The 19,641-nt window shown below is 65.9% G+C and carries 16 protein-coding genes; 7 read left to right on the top strand and 9 right to left on the bottom strand.

Annotated features, from left to right (window positions below; all coding sequences use genetic code 11):
• Positions 1–2: 2 nt before the first annotated feature.
• From iolD to F9929_RS01440, 8 genes are all read right to left on the bottom strand, one after another.
• The gene (gene iolD / locus F9929_RS01475; protein WP_152044747.1) at positions 3–1,856 is read right to left on the bottom strand and encodes a 3D-(3,5/4)-trihydroxycyclohexane-1,2-dione acylhydrolase (decyclizing); all 1,854 of its coding nucleotides are present in this window, start codon (positions 1,854–1,856) and stop codon (positions 3–5) included.
• A gap of 45 nt (positions 1,857–1,901) precedes the next feature.
• Entirely contained in the window at positions 1,902–2,912 is a 1,011-nt protein-coding gene (locus F9929_RS01470; protein WP_152044746.1) for a Gfo/Idh/MocA family protein, read from the bottom strand.
• Positions 2,913–2,958: 46 nt separating this feature from the next.
• Positions 2,959–4,068: a Gfo/Idh/MocA family protein gene (locus F9929_RS01465; RefSeq protein ID WP_152044745.1), complete on the bottom strand. Its 1,110-nt coding sequence runs from the start codon at positions 4,066–4,068 to the stop codon at positions 2,959–2,961.
• Between the two features lie 33 nt (positions 4,069–4,101).
• The gene (locus tag F9929_RS01460; RefSeq protein WP_152045196.1) at positions 4,102–5,097 is read right to left on the bottom strand and encodes an ABC transporter permease; all 996 of its coding nucleotides are present in this window, start codon (positions 5,095–5,097) and stop codon (positions 4,102–4,104) included.
• Positions 5,098–5,235: 138 nt separating this feature from the next.
• Positions 5,236–6,786, bottom strand: a complete 1,551-nt coding sequence (locus F9929_RS01455) for a sugar ABC transporter ATP-binding protein (protein WP_152044744.1) — start codon at positions 6,784–6,786, stop codon at positions 5,236–5,238.
• Between the two features lie 69 nt (positions 6,787–6,855).
• Entirely contained in the window at positions 6,856–7,785 is a 930-nt protein-coding gene (locus F9929_RS01450; RefSeq protein ID WP_407922198.1) for a sugar ABC transporter substrate-binding protein, read from the bottom strand.
• A gap of 74 nt (positions 7,786–7,859) precedes the next feature.
• Entirely contained in the window at positions 7,860–8,783 is a 924-nt protein-coding gene (locus F9929_RS01445; RefSeq protein ID WP_152044742.1) for a sugar ABC transporter substrate-binding protein, read from the bottom strand.
• Between the two features lie 97 nt (positions 8,784–8,880).
• Complete coding sequence (locus F9929_RS01440; RefSeq protein ID WP_328595976.1) at positions 8,881–9,705, bottom strand: TIM barrel protein; 825 nt, start codon at positions 9,703–9,705, stop codon at positions 8,881–8,883.
• 346 nt (positions 9,706–10,051) lie between these two features.
• Here F9929_RS01440 and F9929_RS01435 point away from each other — a divergent pair, with 346 nt between their 5' ends.
• The 6 genes from F9929_RS01435 (at position 10,052) to F9929_RS01410 (ending at position 16,715) form a co-directional block, all read left to right on the top strand.
• Positions 10,052–11,962, top strand: coding sequence for a bifunctional 5-dehydro-2-deoxygluconokinase/5-dehydro-2-deoxyphosphogluconate aldolase (locus F9929_RS01435; RefSeq protein WP_152044741.1), 1,911 nt, complete (start codon positions 10,052–10,054; stop codon positions 11,960–11,962).
• 35 nt (positions 11,963–11,997) lie between these two features.
• Complete coding sequence (iolE, locus tag F9929_RS01430) at positions 11,998–12,885, top strand: myo-inosose-2 dehydratase (protein WP_152044740.1); 888 nt, start codon at positions 11,998–12,000, stop codon at positions 12,883–12,885.
• An 11-nt stretch (positions 12,886–12,896) separates the two neighbouring features.
• On the top strand, positions 12,897–13,709 hold the full coding sequence (iolB, locus tag F9929_RS01425) for a 5-deoxy-glucuronate isomerase (protein ID WP_152044739.1): 813 nt from the start codon (positions 12,897–12,899) through the stop codon (positions 13,707–13,709).
• A gap of 104 nt (positions 13,710–13,813) precedes the next feature.
• Positions 13,814–15,088, top strand: coding sequence for a cation:proton antiporter (locus F9929_RS01420; RefSeq protein WP_152044738.1), 1,275 nt, complete (start codon positions 13,814–13,816; stop codon positions 15,086–15,088).
• A 104-nt stretch (positions 15,089–15,192) separates the two neighbouring features.
• On the top strand, positions 15,193–15,831 hold the full coding sequence (locus tag F9929_RS01415) for a glutathione S-transferase family protein (protein ID WP_152044737.1): 639 nt from the start codon (positions 15,193–15,195) through the stop codon (positions 15,829–15,831).
• The gene (locus tag F9929_RS01410) at positions 15,828–16,715 is read left to right on the top strand and encodes an alpha/beta fold hydrolase (protein WP_152044736.1); all 888 of its coding nucleotides are present in this window, start codon (positions 15,828–15,830) and stop codon (positions 16,713–16,715) included. The genes F9929_RS01415 and F9929_RS01410 overlap by 4 nt, the downstream gene beginning before the upstream one ends.
• Before the next feature lie 39 nt (positions 16,716–16,754).
• Here F9929_RS01410 and F9929_RS01405 read toward each other — a convergent pair whose 3' ends face one another.
• On the bottom strand, positions 16,755–18,542 hold the full coding sequence (locus F9929_RS01405) for a thiamine pyrophosphate-requiring protein (RefSeq protein ID WP_152044735.1): 1,788 nt from the start codon (positions 18,540–18,542) through the stop codon (positions 16,755–16,757).
• Positions 18,543–18,750: 208 nt separating this feature from the next.
• Here F9929_RS01405 and F9929_RS01400 point away from each other — a divergent pair, with 208 nt between their 5' ends.
• Positions 18,751–19,641, top strand: a complete 891-nt coding sequence (locus tag F9929_RS01400) for an alpha/beta fold hydrolase (RefSeq protein ID WP_152044734.1) — start codon at positions 18,751–18,753, stop codon at positions 19,639–19,641.

Here is a 19,641-nt window from a genome sequence, read left to right as displayed (position 1 = left end):
CGTCAGTTGAGCGCGCGCTGGAAGGCGCGGTTCTTCTCGTATTTCGCCCTGGCGGGAGCGATCTCGGCGCGTGTGGAGACTTCCGGCACGGCGACGTCCCACCAATGGCCGCCGGCCTCCGTCGTGATCAGCGGATGGGTGTCGATCAGGATGACGGTGGAGCGCTCGTTCGCCTTCGTACGCACCAGGGCAGCTTCCAGATCGGCGACCGACGACACCTTCTCGGCCATGGCGCCCATCGCCTTGGCATGGGCCACGAAGTCGATCTCCGGGAAGACCTCGTAGCGGCAGTCCTCCAGGAGATTGTTGAAGTTCGCGCCGCCGCATTCCATCTGCAGCCGGTTGATGCAGCCATAGCCCCGGTTGTCGAGAAGAACGACCGTGATCTTGTGGCCGAGCATCACCGAGGTCGCGAGCTCGGAATTCAGCATCATGTAGGACCCGTCGCCGACCATCACGATGACGTCCTTGTCGGGCCGCGCCATCTTGGTGCCGAGCCCCCCGGCGATCTCGTAGCCCATGCAGGAAAAGCCGTATTCCATGTGGTAGCCGCCGGGCTTCGTCGGCGCCCAGAGCTTTTCCAGTTCGCCCGGCAGACCCCCGGCGGCGCAAACCACCACCGTGTCCTCCGTGCCCCGCGCCCGCGCCACCGCGCCGATCACCTGCGCGTCGGAGGGCAGTTCGGCATTGGTCGCGGCCAGCGCCTTGCCCGCAGCCTCGAACCATGTGGCCCGCTCGTTTTTCGCCCGCTCCGCCTGCCCCTCGGCCCGCCAGTCGCCGAGCGCCTGGCTGAGAAGCTTCAGCCCCACCTTGGCGTCGCCCACCAGCGGGACACCGCCATGCTTCACCGCGTCGTAGGGTGTGACGTTCAGCCCGACCACCGTCAGTTCCTCTTCGCGAAACAGCGCCCAGGAACCGGTGGTGAAGTCCTGCAGCCGCGTGCCGACCGCCAGAACCAGATCGGCGTCGACGGCCAGCGCGTTGGCCGCGCTCGTGCCCGTCACGCCCACCGCGCCGAGCGACAGGTCGTGGCGCTCGTCCACCGCCGACTTGCCGGCCTGCGTCACCGCGACGGGAAGGCCGTGCGTTTCAGCGAACTGGAGAAGCTCGTTCGTGGCCTCCGAATAAAGAACGCCGCCGCCCGCGATCAGCATCGGGCGCTTGGCCGCTTTGATCAGGGACACGGCATGGGCAAGCTCGTCCTCGTCGGGCCGGGGCCGGCGCACCGTCCAAACCTTTTCGGCGAAGAGCGAAACGGGGAAGTCGTAGGCTTCGGCCTGGACGTCCTGGCAGAGCGAAAGCGTGACCGGGCCGCAATCCACCGGGTCGGTGAGGACCTGCATGGTGCGCTGCAGCGCCGGGATCAGTTGCTCGGGCCGCTGGATGCGGTCGAAATAGCGCGACACGGGGCGGAAGCAGTCGGACGCCGAAACCGTGCCGTCGCCAAAATCCTCGACCTGCTGGAGAACGGGGTCCGGCAGGCGGTTGGCGAAGACGTCGCCGGGCAGGAACAGAACCGGCAGGCGGTTGACATGGGCGACGCCCGCCGCCGTCACGAGGTTCAGCGCACCCGGCCCGATCGAGGTGGTGCAGGCCATGAAGCGGCGGCGAAAGCTCGCCTTGGCGAAGGCGATGGCGGCATGCGCCATGCCCTGCTCGTTATGGGCGCGATAGGTCGGGAACTCGTCTTTCACCCCGTGGAGCGCCTCGCCGATCCCCGCCACGTTGCCGTGACCGAAGATCGCCCAGCAGCCCGCGAAGATCGGCAGCGTTTCCCCGTCCACCACCGTCTTCTGCGCGATCATGAAGCGCACGAGCGCTTGCGCCACCGTCAAGCGAACCGTCTTGCCCGTCATCGTTTCAAATCCTTTCCAGCCTTGCCCTTGGCTCATCACCGCGTTTCAGCGGTAGAAGTCGGGCTTGGTCCCGGTGTCGATCGACACGATCGCGCCCGATCGCTTGGCCTCGACGCAGGCGTCCGAGGTCACGGCGGCGAAATAACCGTCCCAGACCGTCGGCCCCGTGACCTTGCCCTCCACCGTCGCATGTACCCATTCCTGAAGCTCGACATCGTAGGAGTCGATGAAGCGCAGCTTCCAGTCCATCAGGATCGGCCTGCCCGCAACGGAAGCCTTGCGCAACGGCACGGTGGCGGGTTCTGGCAGGTTCGCGGTGCCGTCCTCGCCGACGATCTGGCACTGGATGTCGTAGCCGAACTGGCAGTTCACGAAGATCTCGGTGTCGATCACGATGCCGGTCTTGGTCTTGAGGACGACGATATAGGGATCGTCGAGACCGTTCAGCGCGTGGCGCGTGCGCTTGCCCTGGATCACCTGCGCCGACACGTAGTCGTCGTCGACGAGCCAGCGCAACACGTCGATCTCGTGGATGAACGTGTCGGTGATGCCCATCTCGCCGACATAATGGGCGGGAACGGTGGGGTTGCGGTGGGCGCAATGCAGCATCAGCGGCTCACCGATCTGCCCCGATGTCACGACCTCCTTCAGAAGGCGGTAGCCGGCATCGTAGCGGCGCATGAAGCCGACCTGCACGAGATGGCGACCCGTCGCCATCTCAGCGTTCACGATGCGCTTGCAGGCCTCGGCGGTGGTCGCCAGCGGCTTTTCGCAGAAGACAGGCTTGCCGGCCGCGATCGAGGCCAGCACGAACTCCTCGTGCGACGGACCCCAGGAGGTGACCACCACGGCATCGACTTGCGGGTCATCGATCAACCCTTGGCCCGTCGCATGAACTTTGGCGCCGGGGCAAAGGCGCTCGGCGACGGCCTCCGCGCTTTCGGGGTTGATGTCGTTGACGGCGGTGACGCTCGACCCGGCGAGCTTGCCGTTCAATCGCGCGATATGCTCCTGGCCGATGGCTCCGGTGCCGATCACGCCGATCCTGAGGGTCATGGGATGGATTCCGACTGAGGTTGATTGGGGAATATTTGGAGGATCGTCAGGGAGCCACGTCCACCCAGCGACGCTCCTCGTGCGAGCGCGCCATGGCGTGGACGGTTTCCTCGATGGCGAAGCCCGTCTCAAAAGTGACGATCCGGCTCTCGCGGCCGTCGATGGCGCGAAGCAGTTCGTGCGCCTCGATCACCTTCAGGTCGTTGAAGCCGAGGCCGTGGCCGGGCGCTGGGACAAACAGCCCGTAGGGTTCATGGACCGGGGCCGTCAGAACGGTGCGGAAGCCTTGTGTTCGTTCATCGCCTTCGCGGGTGAAGAGCTGGAACTCGTTCATCCGCTCCTGGTCATAGGCGATCGTCCCCTTCGAGCCGAAGACCTGGATTGCGATCCGGCCCTTGCGGCCCCAGGCCGCGCGGTTGGCGACAAGGAGACCGGACGCGCCGTTGGCGAGCCGCAGCAAGGATGTCGCGATCTCGTGCGTTTCCACGTTCCGCCCTTCGCGGGCGGCGTAGGGCTTGGCTTGGTCGGTCATCACGGAAGCGACCGGACCGGCGAGCCGCCAAAGGATCGAGAGCGGATGCACGGCGAAGTCGTCGAGCGCGCCATAGCCGGAGGACGCGCCGTTCTTGAAGGCGAAGGGCGCGTCCGGGTCGGCCATGAAGTCCTCGTCCATCTCGAGGCGCACATGGTTCACCGCGCCGATCGCGCCACCGGCGATCAGCTCCTCCATCTGGCGGATCGCCGGGTTCTGGATATAGTTGTAGCCGAGCGCCGCCACGGCTCCTGAGCGGGTTTGCGCGTCCAGCATCCGCCGCGCGTCCTCGCGGCTCGTCGCCATCGGCTTCTCGCACCAGACATGCTTGCCGGCCTCGAAGGCGGCACACGCCATCTCGGCATGGAACGGATTGGGCGCGGCGATCGAGACGACCTCCACCTCCGGATCGGCGATCAGCGCCCGCCAGTCTTCCGTCGCCTTGGCGAAGCCGAACTCGGCGGCTTTCGTTTGCGCAAGATCGGCGCGCGCTTCGGCGAGGTGGACGAGGCGCGGACGCCGCGCTTCGCCGAAGGTCGCCGCCACCGCGTTCCAGGCGAGCGCGTGGCACTTGCCCATGAAGCCGGTGCCGATGAGGCCGACACCGATCGTTGACTCGGACATGGATCTATAGACCTTGCGGATGACGGATGGTTTTCAAGCTCTCGCCCGCTTGCGCTGGCGATACTGGTCGACGACCACGGCGGCCACGATGATCACGCCCTTCACGATCTCCTGGTAATAGGCGTCGATGCGAAGGAAGGTGAAGCCGGAGGTCATCACGCCGAGGATGATGACGCCGATCACCGTGCCGGTGATGCGCCCGACGCCGCCGGCGAGCGACGTGCCGCCGATGACCGCCGCCGCGATGGCGTCGAGCTCGTAGGAAACGCCCATGCCCGCCTGGCCCGAAACGGCGCGCGCCGAGGTGACGATGCCGGCGAGGCCCGACAGGGTTCCGGCGATGGCGTAGACGAGGATCAGGTGGCGCGGCACGTTGATGCCCGACACCACCGCCGCCTGCCGGTTGGCACCGACGGCATAGGTGAACTTGCCGTAGCGCGTGTAGCGCAACGCGATGTGGAAGATGAAGGCGACCACGAGGAAGATGATCACCGGCGTCGCGCCCGCCCCGATGGACGCATAGGACGTCGACAGCATGGAGACCGGCTGGCCGCCCGTATACCACTTGGCCGCGCCGCGCGCCGCCACCATCATGCCGAGCGTCGCGATAAAGGGCGGGATGCCCGTATAGGCGATCAGCCAACCGTTGACGAGACCGGCGCCGAGACCGACGAGAAGACCCGCCACGACCGGCACGATCACCGGCAGGCCCGTCAGCGTCGGATAAACGGCGCGGGCATAGTCGGGATTCTGCGCAAGGCTCGCCGCCACCATCGCCGTGAAGGCGACCACCGAGCCGGAGGAAAGGTCGACGCCCGACGTGATGATGACCTGCGTCACGCCGACGGCGATGATGCCGATCACCGAGACCTGGAGGATCATCACGATCAGGCGCTGCTTGTTGGCGAGGAAGCTCTGGCCGATCAGCATCCAGCCGAGCGCCTCGAAAACCAGCGCGATGCCGAGGAGAACGAGGAGGATGGAAACCTCGGTCGGCAGCTTGCGCCGCCGCTTCGTCGGGCGGTCCATGGCCGGAGCCGGCGGCACGCCGCCATGCGTCGCTTCATGCAAAGTCATCGTTTCCTCCCGAATTCTGGCGCGATGCGGTTGGCCGACCCGTCCTCGGCCGCCTCAGCGCTCGCTCGATCCTTCAAAGACCCGTCCGGTTCAGGCCGAGGCGAGGTCCATCACCTTCTCCTGGGTGGCTTCGCCGCGATCGAGGATGCCGGTCACGCGGCCGGCGTGAACAACCATGATCCGGTCGCTCATGCCCAGCACCTCCGGCAGTTCGGAGGAGATCATGATCACCGCGAGACCTTCGCCCGCGAGCTTGGAGATCAGGCGGTGGATTTCGGCCTTCGCGCCGACGTCGATGCCCCGTGTCGGCTCGTCGAGGATGAGGATCTTCGGATCGGTGAGAAGCCAGCGCCCGATCAGCACCTTCTGCTGGTTGCCGCCCGACAGGTTCTCGATGCGCTCGTCGAGGTCCGGCGTCTTGACGCGCATGGCCTTGGACATTTCCTCGCAGCGCGCGTTCACTCGGTTCTGCGAAACGAAGCCGCCCTTGGTGAAGCGCTCCTGGATCACCGCCATCTGCATGTTCTCGGTGATCGAAAGCGGCAGAAAGCAGCCGGTATCCTTGCGGTCTTCGGTCAGGAAGGCCATGCCGTGGCGCATCGCGACGCCCGGATTGGCGACGCGAACCTCCTTGCCGAACAGCGAGATGGTGCCGGATGTCGCGGGCGTCACGCCGAACAGCGCCTCGGCGATGTTGGAGCGGCCCGAACCGACGAGACCGGCCAGGCCGAGGATTTCGCCGGCGCGAAGATCGAAGGACACGTCCTGGAACACGCGCCCGAGCGAAAGGCCCTCGACCTTCAGGACGACCTCGCCGATCCTGGCCTCTTCCTTGGGGAACATCTGCGTCAGCTCGCGCCCGACCATCATGCGGATGATGTCGTCGCGGGTGACGGTCTTGGCGTCTTCCGTGCCGATATATTTCCCGTCGCGGAAGATCGACACCTCGTCGGCGATCTGGGCGAGTTCGTCCATCTTGTGCGTGATGTAGACGATGCCCTTGCCCTGCGCCCGTAGGTGCCGGACGATGCGGAAAAGGTGCTCGACCTCGCGATCCGTCAGCGCCGAGGTCGGCTCGTCCATGATCAGGACGTCGGACTCGTAGGACACCGCCTTGGCGATCTCCACCATCTGGCGCGACGCGATGGAAAGGGTCTGCGTTTCGACGTCCGGATCGATGTCGATCGACAGTTCCTTGAAAAGCTTTTCGGTGCGGCGGCGCAATTCGCCATGGTCCACGAAGCCGAGGCGATTCTTGGGCTCGCGCCTGATCCAGATATTCTCGGCCACCGTCATGAAGGGCATCAGGTTGAGTTCCTGATGGATCATGGCGATGCCGTTCTCGAGCGCGTCGAGGGGCCCTTTCAGGCGGATCTGCTGGCCGCGCAGGCGGAACTCGCCGCCGTCCGGCGTATAAACGCCCGCGATGATCTTCATCAGCGTCGACTTGCCGGCCCCGTTCTCGCCCATCAGGGCATGAACCGTGCCCCGCCGGACGCGGAATTGCACGTTGTCCAGCGCGACGACGCCCGGAAACACCTTGCGGACGCCGTCCACCTCCAGAAGGTAGTCCGCCCCCGGCACCGCCCCGCTCTGGCGCACCGCCCGCATCGTCGTGGGGCTGATCGTTTGAACCGACATCTTGGCCTCCTCTCCCGGAAGATCGCGGCGTGGACGGACCATCGAGGGTCCGCCCGCACCGCCGAGCCCTCAATTGGTCTTGGCGTATTTCTGCATGTTGGCGGGCGTCACCAGTTCGAAGGGCACCCAGATGTTGCGCTCCACCGTCTCGCCCTTGGCGAGCTTGACCGCGGCATCCATGGAGGCCGCGCCTTGAGCCGTGGCGTTCTGGAACACGGTGACGTCGAGGTCGCCGTCCTTCATGGAAGCGAGACCGTCGGGCGTCGCGTCGATGCCGGCGACAACGACGCTTTTCGGATCGCGGCCGACGGCTTTGAGCGCCTGGATCGCGCCGATCGCCATCTCGTCGTTGTTGGCGATCACGGCATCGAACTCGGCCGAGGAGGAAAGCCAGTTGGTCATGACGTTCTGGGCCTCGATTCGGTCCCAGCCGGCGGCCTGCCGGTCGACGATCGAGATGCCCTTGCACCGATCCGTCGCCAGAACGTCCTCGATGTCCTTGGTGCGCACGATGGAGGAATGGTTGTTGAGCGGCCCCATCAGGACATAGGCCGCGCCCTTGCCGCCGAGGAGCCGGCAGACTTCCTCCGTCTGCATGGTCCCGGACTGCTTCTCGTCGGAGCCGACAAAGGCGGTCTTTGCGGGAAGCGCATCGAGATCGGCGGGCGGATGCACGGCGTAGACGATGGGGATGCCGGCATCCGTCGCGAGCTTCGTCATGGCCGGCGTTCCGTCGCCGTCGACGGCCGCCACGACGATCGCGTCGACGCCGGCGGCGATGAAGTTCTGCACCTGGTCGATCTGGCGCTGCGGATCGTTCTGCGCGTCCTCCACCTGGACGGTGACGCCCGGCAGTTCCTTGGCGCGCGCTTCCATGCCCTGGCGCAGAATAGTGAGAAACACCGAATCCGCCCGCGCCATCGTCACGCCGACCGTCTGCGCGGAAGCGGGCGCGGAGATCGCGGTCAAAAGGGTTGCGGCGAGCGCCGCGCGAATCATCGTCCTGGTCATGGGACGCCTGCCTTTCCCGAACGGAGAAAACCGGGCGCCGCTTCGAACGGCGCCCGGAGGGATCAGTTCTTGGCTTCGTAGGTCGCCATGTTGGCGGGGGTCACGAGTTCGAAGGGCACGTCGACGTTCTTCTCGACGCTTTCGCCCTTGATCAGCTTCTCGATCGTCTCGACGGCGCCCGCGCCCTGGCCGGCGGCGTTCTGGAAGACGGTGACCTTCAGATCGCCGGCCTTCATGGCGGCCAGACCATCTTGCGTCGCGTCGATGCCGGCGACGATCACGTCGCTCATCCCGGCCGCCTTCAGCGCCTGGATCGCGCCGATCGCCATCTCGTCGTTGTTGGAAACAACGGCGGCGGGCTTCAGGCCGGCCGAGATCCAGTTGGTCATCAGGTCGGTCGCCTGGGTGCGCTGCCAGTTGGCGGTCTGCTTGTCGAGGATCTTGATGCCGGTGCAGGGCTCCTTGGCAATGACGTCCTCGATGTCCTGCGTGCGCTGGCGCGCCGCCTGGTTGGACAATTCGCCCATCATCACGACGATGTCGCCCTTGCCGTTCATGAGCTTGCAGACTTCCTCGGTCTGAAGCGTGCCGGACTTCTTCTCGTCGGAGCCGACAAAGGCGACCTTGGCGGGAAGCTGGTCGATATCGGCGGGCTGGCGGTTGACGTAGACGAGCGGGATGCCGGCATCGGCGGCGAGCTTCGTCATCTGGGCGGTGGCGTCGGTGTCGACCGGGTTGACGATGATGCCGTCGACGCCCTGCGCGATGAAGTTCTGGATCTGGTTGAGCTGCTTGCCGATGTCGTTGGTGGCGTCCTCGAACTGGATCTGCATGCCTTGCTTCTCGGAAGCCGCCTTCTGGATGCCGTTGCGCACGACCGTCAGGAAGTTGTCGTCGAAAAGCGCCATCGACACGCCGATATTGGCGGCCTGTGCCGAGGCCATCGTGGCGGCCGAGACCGCGAGCGCGATGAGAATGCGTTTCATGTGTTCATATCCTCCCGTTGTTCCGGGCCACACGCCTTTGCGGTGCGCCCGGTCTTTCGAAACATGCCGCCGGCCTCCACACCGGCGGCTCGAAACTTCAAGCGGCGTCGGCCTTCAGGCCGTCCGCGACGAAGGCGATGCTGGCGGCGAGATCGCCCGCGATGTCGGGGCTCGCCGCGATCTCGGCCGCGAAAGGCTCGAAGGACACGGCCCCTCGATAACCGCCGGCGTGAAGCGCGCGAAGCTGCCCGACATTGTCGATAAGGTCGCCGGGGCCCACCAAAACGCGGTGCGGATCGCGCATGGCCTCGCGCGGCACCGCGCGGTCCTCGACGCCCGAAATGTGGACGAGCCCGGTTCGCTCGGGAAAAAGTTCGGTTTCACCGGCGACGAAATGGTGGAACGTGTCGTGGACGAGCTTGAAGCGCGCGGCCTCGTTCACCGCGTCGATCGCCGCGACCGCCTCGCCCTTCAGGCGCAGCGAGCATTCGGCGAAGCCGAGCGGCTCCACCAGACCGACGAGACCCGCTTCCGCCAGGATAGGTGCGAGGCCAACCAGCGCTTCGCGCAGCGCGGCGGAACGATCCTCGTCGCGCTCGCGCCAGCCTTCCTCGTTGACCGGGCACAGCACCAGCGCCTCGGCGCCGGCTTCCCTTGCCTGACGGGCGAGCGCCTTCGCTTCGGCCGCGCGCGCCGGCGTCCATTCGTTGAAGCGCTGGAGGGCGTTGATCGACAGGACGCGCAGGCCCTTGGCAGACGCGGCTTCATCGACCTCGTTCGCGGGCGTGCCGTCGGCCAGCGCGATGCCGGCGAGGTCGTTGCGAATCTCCACCGCCTTGACGCCGAGACGCTCCGCCAGATCGAAGAAGGCACCCGTTTCCAGGCGCGGCGCCACCATATGATTCAGCGCGAAATCGACCATGCTCACCACCCTCCCAGGCCCCGGCATATTGGTTCGACGCCTGCAACTCGCGTCGATAATTTCGGAACGCATATGCCGTTTTATTCGAATTTGGAAATATGTATTCCACGCCTCGGAAAAGTGTCAAGCATTGTTTCGCCTGTTGCAACGCAGCATGTGTAAGCACCCAAACTCTGGCCCGGCCTTCGCCGCTAATGGAACTCTGCTTCCATATTGACCAAGATTGGACCGTGTGCTTCATGGAATAAACGTCGCATCCGAAATTTTCCGGCAAAATGGCCGGCACCGCGAGAAAACGGCTCGACAATCCCTCGAGAAGCGGGGCGCGCAGCCGGGGAGAGGAGACATGGCCAAGCCACTCGACGTCGTTACGATCGGTCGCTGTTCGGTCGATCTCTATGGCCAGCAGATCGGCTCGCGGCTGGAGGATATCGCCTCCTTCGCCAAGTCGGTCGGCGGCTGCCCGGCCAACATCGCCATCGGCACCGCCCGGCTCGGGTTGAAATCGGCGCTCCTGACGCGCGTCGGCCCCGAGCAGATGGGCGGCTTCGTGCGCGAGCAGCTCGCCCGCGAAGGCGTGGAAACGAAGGGCGTCACCACCGACCCCGAACGCCTGACGGCGCTCGTGCTCCTCGCCGTCGAGGACGAGGGCGTGTCCCCCATGATCTTTTATCGCACGGACTGCGCCGACATGGCGCTCTGCGAAGAGGACGTGTCGGAGGAACTGATCGCTTCGGCGGCGTCGATCGTCGTCACCGGCACGCATTTCTCCAAGCCCAACACCGAGGCCGCCCAATTGAAGGCGATCCGGATCGCCAAGGCCAACGGCGGCAAGGTCGTGTTCGATGTGGATTACCGGCCCAATCTCTGGGGCCTTGCCGGTCATGCGGCGGGCTTCGAGCGCTATGTCGCCTCCGACGCCGTGTCGAAGAAACTCCAGGCCGTTCTTCCCGATTGCGACCTCGTGGTCGGCACGGAAGAAGAAATGATGATCGCAGGCGGCGTCGACGATCCGCTGGAAGCCTTGAAGGCGATCCGCGCAGTGTCGTCCGCGACGCTGGTTCTGAAGCGCGGCGCCATGGGCTGCATCATCTTCGAGGGTCCGATCTCCTCGCTGGACGACGGCATCGCGGGTCGAGGCTTCCCGATCGAGGTCTTCAACGTTCTGGGCGCGGGCGACGCCTTCATGTCCGGGCTGCTGGCCGGCTGGCTGCGCGGCAAGTCGCCCGCCGAATGCGCCACCATGGCGAATGCCTGCGGCGCGTTTGCCGTGTCGCGCCTTCTTTGCTCGCCCGAATATCCGACAATCGCCGAACTCGACGCCTTTCTGGCCAAGAGCGAGGTCAAGCGACGCCTGCGCCAGGACGAGGACCTGAACCACATCCATTGGGCGACCACCCGCCGTCCCGGCCCGGAGCGGCTGATGGCGCTCGCCTGCGACCATCGCATGCAGATCGAGGAGATCGCCGACGCCGCGGGCGTGTCGCGCGACCGGATCGAGGACTTCAAGGTCCTCGCCGTGGAAGCGGCGGCGGCAGTTGCCGGCGGCGAGCCCGGCTTCGGCGTCCTTCTCGACGGGACCTACGGCCGCCGCGCCTTGTTCAAGGCGTCCGCCCACGGGTTCTGGATCGGGCGTCCGGTGGAAAAGCCCGGCTCGCGTCCGCTCGACTTCGACCAGATGGCCGATCTCGGCAGCCATCTGACGCAATGGCCGCTCGACCACGTGATCAAGTGCCTGTGCTTCTATCACCCGGACGATTCGGCCGACCTCAAGGCCCGGCAGGAACGCGAACTCCTTCGCCTCTACGACGCCGCCCGCACCGCCGGCCGCGAGCTTCTGGTGGAGATCATCGCCGGCAAGCACGGGCCCCTCGCCGATGACACGGTGGCGACGATCGTGGAGCGCATCTACGATCTCGGCATCAAGCCGGACTGGTGGAAGCTCGAGCCGCAGAAGAGCGCGGCGGCCTGGGAGCGCATCCAGGGCGTGATCGCGGCCCACGATCCTTATTGCCGGGGCATCGTGCTTCTGGGCCTCGAAGCGCCGGAAGCCGAACTCGCGGAAGCCTTCCAGGCGGTCGCGGCTGTGCCGATGGTGAAGGGCTTCGCGGTCGGGCGCACCATCTTCAGCGACGCCGCGCGCCGCTGGTTCGCCGGCGAGATCGGCGATAAGGAAGCCGTGGACGACATGGCGCGGCGCTTCGGGACCCTGGTTTCGGCCTGGCGCGGCTCCCGCGAACAGGCCAAGGCTGCCTGACAAGACAACACGACGATCCATCGGGAGGAATGGAAATGATCCGCATCGGCGCGAACCCGATCTGCTGGACCAACGACGACCGCCAGGACATCGGCGGGCATATCAGCCTCGAACAGTGCCTGTCGGAGGCGAGCGCCATCGGCATCGAGGGCATGGAACTCGGCCACAAGTTTCCCAAAGAGCCGGGAGCGCTGAAAGCCAAACTTGGGCAATACGGCATGGACTTCGTCGGCGGCTGGTATTCGACCTTCCTTCTCGACCGCGACGCGGAAGCCGAGTTCGAGGCCGCGCGCGACCACATCGCCCTCGTGAAGGGCGCGGGCACCGACATCTTCATCGTCTGCGAATGCACGAACACCGTCCACGGCGACGAATCCACTTCGCTCAATGCGCGCCCCGTTCTGAGGCAAGAGCAATGGCAGGTCTTCCTGCCCCGCCTCACCCGCTTCGCCGAGCTTTTGAAGGCGGAAGGACTGCGGATCGCCTACCATCACCACATGGGAACGGTGGTGCAGACGGGTGAGGAGATCGACCGGATGATGGCGGGCACCGGCCCGGCCTTCACGCTGCTCCTCGATACCGGCCACGCCACCTGGGGCGGCGCCGATCCGGTGGATCTGGCCCGGCGCTACCGCGACCGCATCGTCCACGTCCACGTCAAGGATGTCCGTCCCGACGTCGCCAAACAGGCGATCAGCGAGAACTGGAGCTTCCTCACCTCGGTTCTGGCCGGCGTTTATACCGTGCCGGGCGACGGTTCGGTGGATTACGTCTCGGTTCTGAAGGAACTGCCGGACTATTCCGGATGGATCGTGATCGAGGCCGAGCAGGACCCGGAAAAGGCGAACCCTCAGACCTATGTGAAGATGGGCTATGAGAACCTCACCCGCTTCATCGAGGAAGCCGGTTTGAAGCGCGCATAAGGAAAGCAGCCATGTCGAAGCTTCTTGTCAAACCCGCGAGCGACGCGGGCAAGGTCGTGGACGTCACGCCTGAAAGCGCCGGCTGGACCTATGTCGGCTTCGCCCTTCACAAGCTGAAGGCGGGCGAAAGCGTCGATGGCGGCGAGGAAGGGCGCGAAGCCTGCCTCGTTCTCGTGTCCGGCCGCGCCGCGATCTCGGCGGGGGATCAGGACTTCGGCACGCTCGGGCGGCGCATGTCGCCCTTCGACGGCAAGCCCTCCTCGGTCTACGTGCCGGCCGGCACCGAGTGGCGCGCCGTCGCCGAAACGGATGTGGAACTTGCTGTCTGCACCGCGCCCGGTACGCCCGGCTCGCGCCCCGCACGCGTGATCGGCGAGGATGACAACGGCCAGGAAGTGCGCGGCAAGGGCTCGAACGTCCGCCACGTCACCAACATCCTGCCCGAAACCGCCGAAGCCGACGGCCTCCTCGTGGTGGAGGTCATCACACCCGGCGGCAACACGTCGAGCTATCCGCCGCACCGGCACGACGAGGACGATCTGCCAAGGCAATCCTCCCTGGAGGAAACCTACTACCACCGCCTGAACCCCGCTCAGGGCTTCGCCTTCCAGCGCGTCTACACCGACGCCGACGAGAAGGGCGTGCGCGAGCTGGACGAGGTGATGGCGGTGGAGGACGGCGACGTGACGCTGGTGCCGAAAGGCTACCACCCCTGCGCGGCCATCCACGGCTACGACCTTTATTACCTCAACGTCATGGCCGGCCCGAAGCGCACGTGGAAGTTCCACAACGCGCCCGAGCACGAATGGCTTCTGAAGAGCTGACAGTTCGAGGAAGGCATCTCGTGGCCGGCCCGAAAGGCTTGCCGGCCACGGATCGCGCCAAGATGGCGCAGGATCGACGGAGACTCGGGCGGCGTTAGCCATTTATGCCAGCTTTGCCCGAATGGTCGCCGGACCCTTATATCCTCACCCTCACCGGCTTCGGGCTCCTGATCGCCCTCGTGGCTTGGCTTCCGCTGGCCCTGCGCCGGCTGCCTTTGTCGCTTCCGATCATCTGCGTCCTGATCGGGGCCGGCATCTTTCTTCTGCCGATCACAGGCGTCGCGCCCCTTCCCCTCGATCATCCCGAGATCGCCGAGCGCTTCACCGAATTCGTCGTCATCATCGCGCTGATGGGCGCGGGGCTGAAGATCGACCGGCCATTCAGCTTGGCGACCTGGGCGACGACGTGGCGGCTCCTCGGCATCACCATGCCGCTGTCCATCGCGGCCATCACCGCGCTCGGCGTTTATATGCTCGGCCTTTCCCCGGTCATGGCGTTGCTGCTGGGCGCCGCGCTCGCGCCGACCGATCCGGTGCTGGCCGCCGACGTGCAGGTCGGCCCGCCCAAAAGCGGCGAAAAGGACGAGGTTCGCTTCGCGCTGACCTCCGAGGCGGGCCTCAACGACGGCTTCGCCTTTCCCTTCGTGCATCTCGCCATCGTGCTCGGCCTTTCCGCTACCTCCGGCGAGCCGTGGCTGGTGAAATGGCTGACCTACAACGTCGTCTGGGAGATCGCGGCGGGCGTCGGCGGCGGCTGGCTCGTCGGCTACGTGTTCGGCTGGCTGACCTTCCACATTCCGGCGGAAACCAAGCTGTCGAAGACCGGCGACGGGCTGATCGCCGTGGCGGCGACCTTCGTGTCCTATGGCCTGACCGAGATGATCCACTGCTACGGCTTCCTCGCCGTTTTCGTCACGGCCCTCAGCTTGCGCGCGTCGCATCGCGACCACGAGTTCCACCGCGACATGCACGACCTCACCGAACAGGTGGAGCGGCTCGCCATGATGGTGCTTCTGCTTCTGTTCGGCGGGGCGCTGGTCAGCGGCCTCCTCGGACCCCTGCAATGGATCGACGTCGTCGCGGTCGCCGTCATCCTCCTTCTGGTTCGCCCCTTGTCCGGCATCCTCGGCATGATCGGGTCGAAGCTCGACTGGAGCGAGAAGCTCACTTTATCCTTCTTCGGCATCCGGGGCGTCGGCTCGATCTATTACCTCGCCTATGGCCTCAACCGGCTGCCGGGCGAAGGCGGCGAACGGCTCTGGGCCGTGATCGGACTGGTGATCGCCCTGTCGATCCTTCTTCACGGCCTCACCGTCACACCGATCATGCGCAAGCTCGACCGCAGCCGGGGCATCGACCCGGACGCCGGGATGCACTGACGCCCGTTCATCCGTGTTTGGGCCCTCATGCAGCCGAACCGTCCTTTCCGCCGTTCGGGGTGAAGAAGACCGCCGGCAGCTCGGCGGCCGAAGGGAGACGGCGCGTGAAGCTTTATTGGGGACCCCATACCTGTGCGATCGGCACGCACATCCTTCTGGAAGAGATCGGCAAGCCCTACGAGACCGAGAAGATCGACGTCCAGGGCGGGCAGACGCACAGCCCGGAATTTCTGGCCATCAACCCCAAGGGCAAGGTGCCGGTGCTGGTGCGCGACGACGGCTCGGTGCTGACGGAGTTCGGCGCCATCGCCAAATGGCTGGCGATCGTGAACCCGGAAAGCCACCTCGTGTCGCGCGATGCCGACGAGGACGTGCGCGCTTCCGCGATCATGGACTACGTCGTCGGCACCATCCACGGCCAGGGCTTCGGCCGCATCTTCCTGTCGGAGCGTTTCGAGCCGCAGGACCCCGTCCACCAGACGCTCGGCCTCGGCACCGGTTCGGTGAAGAAACAGGGTCGCAAAATGGTGGAGGAAGGCTTCGCCATTCTCGACCGCCAGCTCGACGGGCGAAGCTATGCCGCGGGCGACAAGTTCGGCATCGCCGACGCCACGCTCTTCTATGTCGAGCGCTGGGCGCCGCAGGTGGATATCGAACTGCCGGCGAACCTCCAGGCCCATTACGCACTGGTTCGCGAGCGGCCCGCCGTGCAGCGCGTCCTGAATACCTGGGGCGAGAAGTGACCGGCAGCAGGATCATTCCTGGCTTCGAGCACCATCGCCTGCCCGGCGACGGCGTGGAGATCGACGCCCTTGTCGGCGGTTCGGGGCCCCCGCTCCTCCTGCTCCATGGCTGGCCGCAAACGCGCATGTGCTGGGCAGCCGTCGCGCCGGCCCTCCTCGAAAGTTTCACCCTGGTGGTGCCGGACCTGCGCGGCTATGGGCGCTCCGACAAGCCGGCCTCTGGCGACGGAACGCACGCGGCTTACTCCAAGCGCGCGATGGCGCTCGACCAGATCAGGGCGATGCGCGCACTCGGGCTCGAACGCTTCGCGGTCGCCGGCCACGATCGCGGCGCGCGCGTCGCCTACCGGCTGGCGCTCGACCATCCCGATGCCGTCACGCGGCTCGCCTGTCTCGACGTGGTGCCGACCGCCGACGTGTGGTCCGGGATGGGGCCTGAGGAAGCCGTAAAGATGTGGCATTGGCCGATGCTGGCGCAGCCGGGCGGGCTGCCCGAGAAGCTGATCGGCGTCGATCCCGGCTGGTTCGTGCGCTATATTCTCGCTCACCAAAGCGGCGAAGGCTTCGAGTTCCCGGCGGAGAACCTTGCCGACTATGTCGCCGCCGCCGACGATCCCGCGACCGTTCATGGCTGGTGCGAGGACTACCGCGCCGGCTGGACGGTGGACCGCGACTCGGACGAAGCCGATCGCGGCCGACGCATCGCCGCGCCGCTTCTGGTTCTATGGGGCGAAAGCGGCTCCTTGAAGGGCAAGGACGCGGTGGCACTCTGGAAACCCTGGAGCGAAAACGTCGAAGGCGAGCGATTGCCCGGCGGCCATTTCGTGCCGGAGGAACAGCCGGAAAAGGTGATCCGGCATTTCCGCCGGTTCTTCGGCGGTTGAGAACGGGGCGCGGCGGGATGAACCGCCGCGCCCTTCGTCCTATTTCTCGCCCGGCAGAACCGAAGCCAGCATCTGCCGCGCGGTGTCCGTGATGATGTTGCCCTCGCGCTGATCGCCCTTCAGAAGGGTGGAGGCGAAGGCTTTGGCCTGGGCGAAGCCGATATGGGGCGGCAAGGGCGCGACTTCCGGGTCCGTCTTCACTTCCAGAACCACCGGGCGGCCCGCCGACAGAGCCTCGTCCCAGGCGGCGCCCAGCTTTTCCGGGTCGTCCACGTAGATGCCCTTGAAGCCGATCAGCTCGGCGAACTTGTAATACGGGAAGTTCGGGATTTCCTGGGACGCGACGAATTTCGGATCGCCCTCCATCACCCGCTGCTCCCAGGTCACTTGGTTCAGGTCCTCGTTGTTGAAGACGCAAGTGACCCAGCACTTGTTGGGGAAGCGCTCCCAGTATTTGGCGAGCGTGATGAGTTCGGCCATGTTGTTCATCTGCATCGCGCCGTCGCCGACCAGCGCCACCACCGGGCGGTCCGGATGGGCGAACTTGGCCGCGATGGCATAGGGCACCGCCGCGCCCATGGACGCGAGACCACCCGACAGCGAGGCCATCATGCCCTCGCGCATCTTCAGGTCCCGCGCGAACCAGTTGGCGCAGGAGCCGGAATCGGAGGTGACGATGACGTTGTCCGGCAGGCGTGGCGAGAGTTCCCAGGTGACGCGCTGCGGATTGACGGGTTTTGCTTTCGCCATCGCCCGGTCTTCCAGTGTCTTCCAGGATTTGGCGACGCTCTTCTCGACGCTTTCGCGCCAGGAGCGATCCTCTTTCCGCTTCAACAGCGGCAGCAGCGCTTTCAGCGTTTCCTTGGCGTCGCCCTGAAGGTTCACCTCCATCGGATAGCGGATGGACAGCATGTCGGCCTTGATGTCGATCTGAACGCCGCGTGCCGCGCCCTCCTTCGGCAGGAATTCCGAATAAGGAAAGCCCGAGCCGACCATCAGCAGCGTGTCGCAGCCTTGCATGAGGTCCCAGCTCGCTTCCGTCCCCAGAAGCCCGATGGAGCCGGTGACGTAAGCCAAGTGATCGGGCAGCGCGGCCTTGCCGAGAAGCGCCTTGGCGACGCCTGCGCCAAGCGCCTCGGCCACCGCCTTCACTTCCTCGCCCGCGCCGAGCGCGCCGGCTCCGATCAGCATCGCGACCTTGCTTCCCTCGTTCAGGACATCGGCCGCGCGCTGAAGGTCGCGGTCGAAGGGCACGACTTTCGGCGCCGTGTAGCCGATGCCGGAAAACACCGCGCCATGGGCGCGCGGCGGCTCCTCGTAGGGAAGGTCCTGAAGGTCGTTCGGGAAGATCAGCGCCGCGACCTTCCGCTCCGCCAGCGCGGTGCGGATGCCGCGATCGATCATGTGGCGCACCTGCGCGGGCGCCATGGCGGTCTGGACATAGGCACCGGCGACATCCTTGAACATCGCCTGGAGGTCGAGTTCCTGCTGGTAATGCGCCCCGACGGCGGTTCGTGCCTGTTGGCCGACGAGGGCGAGAACCGGCTGGTGGTCGAGCCGCGCGTCGTAAAGGCCGGTGAGGAGATGCGAAGCGCCGGGGCCGGAAGTGGCGATGCAGACGCCGAGCTCGCCGGTGAACTTGGCATAGGCAGAGGCCATGAAGGCGGCCATCTCCTCGTGCCGCGCCTGGATGAAATCGATCGTGCCGGGCGAGCGCCCCATGGCGCCGAACACGCCGTTAATGCCGTCTCCGGGATAACCGAAGATCCGTTTCACGCCCCAGGCGGACAAGCGCTCCACGATGAAATCGCCAACGGTTCGGGCCATGGAAGCATCCATTTCGGTCGAAATTGCAAAGGGCGCGACCTGCAGCCGCGCGTGTCAGGCTTCGAACCCGGCAGGCGCCCGGCCCGTTCCATCGCGCGCCCGTTGCCCGTGCTTGAAACCGCCCGCACCGCTGCTCCGTTTCGGGGCTGGCGCAAGAAAATCGGGAGGAAACCGGGGAACGGCCTCACGCCCGCACGATTGCCCATCCATGACAGACGATCAGCTCATGCAGCCCGGGTGGCGGCAAACCAGACGCCACGTGAACGGCGTCGATCTCCACGTGGTCGAGGCCGGCAATCCCGACGACCCGCTTCTTGTCCTCGTTCACGGCTTTCCCGAATTCTGGTGGGCTTGGCGCAAGCAGATCACGCCGCTGGCGGAGGCGGGCTTCCATGTCGTGGTGCCGGATATGCGCGGCTACAACACCAGCGACAAGCCGACCGGCGTTTCGGCCTATCATCTCGATACCCTCGCCGCCGATGTCGTGACCCTTGCCGACACCTATGGCGTGGCGAAGTTCCATCTCGTCGGGCACGATTGGGGCGCGGTGATCTCCTGGTGGACCGCCGCGCGCCATGCCGAGCGCCTGGAAAAGGTCGTGGTGATGGATGGGCCCCATCCAGACATCTGGTCGCGTCAGGCGCTGAAGCACCCGACGCAGGCGCTGCGCAGCACCTATGTCGCCTTCTTCCAGCTTCCTTTCGTGCCGGAGGCCTCGCTCGGCAGCTTCGATTTCGCGGGGCTCCGCAAGATGATGGAAGGCAGCGGCCATGACGACACGTTCGAGCTGGGCGCTCTCGACCGCTATGCCGAGGCCTGGGCGCATCCCGGCTCCCTGACCGCGATGCTGAACTATTACCGCGCGCTTCGCGAGCGCTCGCCGCTCGGCGAAGCGGCCCGCCTTTCACCGCCGACCCTGGTTCTTTGGGCGGGCGAGGACAGTTTCCTGGAACGCCATGTGGCGGAAGCGGGCTTGGCGCTGTGCGACGACGGTCGACTCGTGGTGGTGGAAGGCGCCAGCCATTGGCTGCATCTGGAACAGCCCGAGCGGATCAATCGCGAGATCCTCGACTTCTTTCGCCAGCCGGCCGCCGCCTGA

The sequence above is a fragment of the Aureimonas psammosilenae genome (assembly GCF_009176975.1).
Classification (GTDB): Bacteria; Pseudomonadota; Alphaproteobacteria; order Rhizobiales; family Rhizobiaceae; genus Plantimonas; species Plantimonas psammosilenae.
Note: the sequence above shows the minus strand (reverse complement) of the source record. Positions and strands in the feature narration are given on the sequence as shown.

Coding starts and splice junctions, on each gene's coding strand:
- iolB (WP_152044739.1), top strand. CDS start 12,897: ATGTCGAAGCTTCTTGTCAAACCCGCGAGCGACGCGGGCAAGGTCGTG.
- F9929_RS01440 (WP_328595976.1), bottom strand. CDS start 9,705: ATGGTCGATTTCGCGCTGAATCATATGGTGGCGCCGCGCCTGGAAACG.
- F9929_RS01470 (WP_152044746.1), bottom strand. CDS start 2,912: ATGACCCTCAGGATCGGCGTGATCGGCACCGGAGCCATCGGCCAGGAG.
- F9929_RS01460 (WP_152045196.1), bottom strand. CDS start 5,097: ATGGACCGCCCGACGAAGCGGCGGCGCAAGCTGCCGACCGAGGTTTCC.
- F9929_RS01435 (WP_152044741.1), top strand. CDS start 10,052: ATGGCCAAGCCACTCGACGTCGTTACGATCGGTCGCTGTTCGGTCGAT.
- iolE (WP_152044740.1), top strand. CDS start 11,998: ATGATCCGCATCGGCGCGAACCCGATCTGCTGGACCAACGACGACCGC.
- F9929_RS01450 (WP_407922198.1), bottom strand. CDS start 7,785: ATGATTCGCGCGGCGCTCGCCGCAACCCTTTTGACCGCGATCTCCGCG.
- F9929_RS01455 (WP_152044744.1), bottom strand. CDS start 6,786: ATGTCGGTTCAAACGATCAGCCCCACGACGATGCGGGCGGTGCGCCAG.
- F9929_RS01465 (WP_152044745.1), bottom strand. CDS start 4,068: ATGTCCGAGTCAACGATCGGTGTCGGCCTCATCGGCACCGGCTTCATG.
- F9929_RS01445 (WP_152044742.1), bottom strand. CDS start 8,783: ATGAAACGCATTCTCATCGCGCTCGCGGTCTCGGCCGCCACGATGGCC.
- iolD (WP_152044747.1), bottom strand. CDS start 1,856: ATGACGGGCAAGACGGTTCGCTTGACGGTGGCGCAAGCGCTCGTGCGC.
- F9929_RS01405 (WP_152044735.1), bottom strand. CDS start 18,542: ATGGCCCGAACCGTTGGCGATTTCATCGTGGAGCGCTTGTCCGCCTGG.
- F9929_RS01400 (WP_152044734.1), top strand. CDS start 18,751: ATGACAGACGATCAGCTCATGCAGCCCGGGTGGCGGCAAACCAGACGC.
- F9929_RS01420 (WP_152044738.1), top strand. CDS start 13,814: ATGCCAGCTTTGCCCGAATGGTCGCCGGACCCTTATATCCTCACCCTC.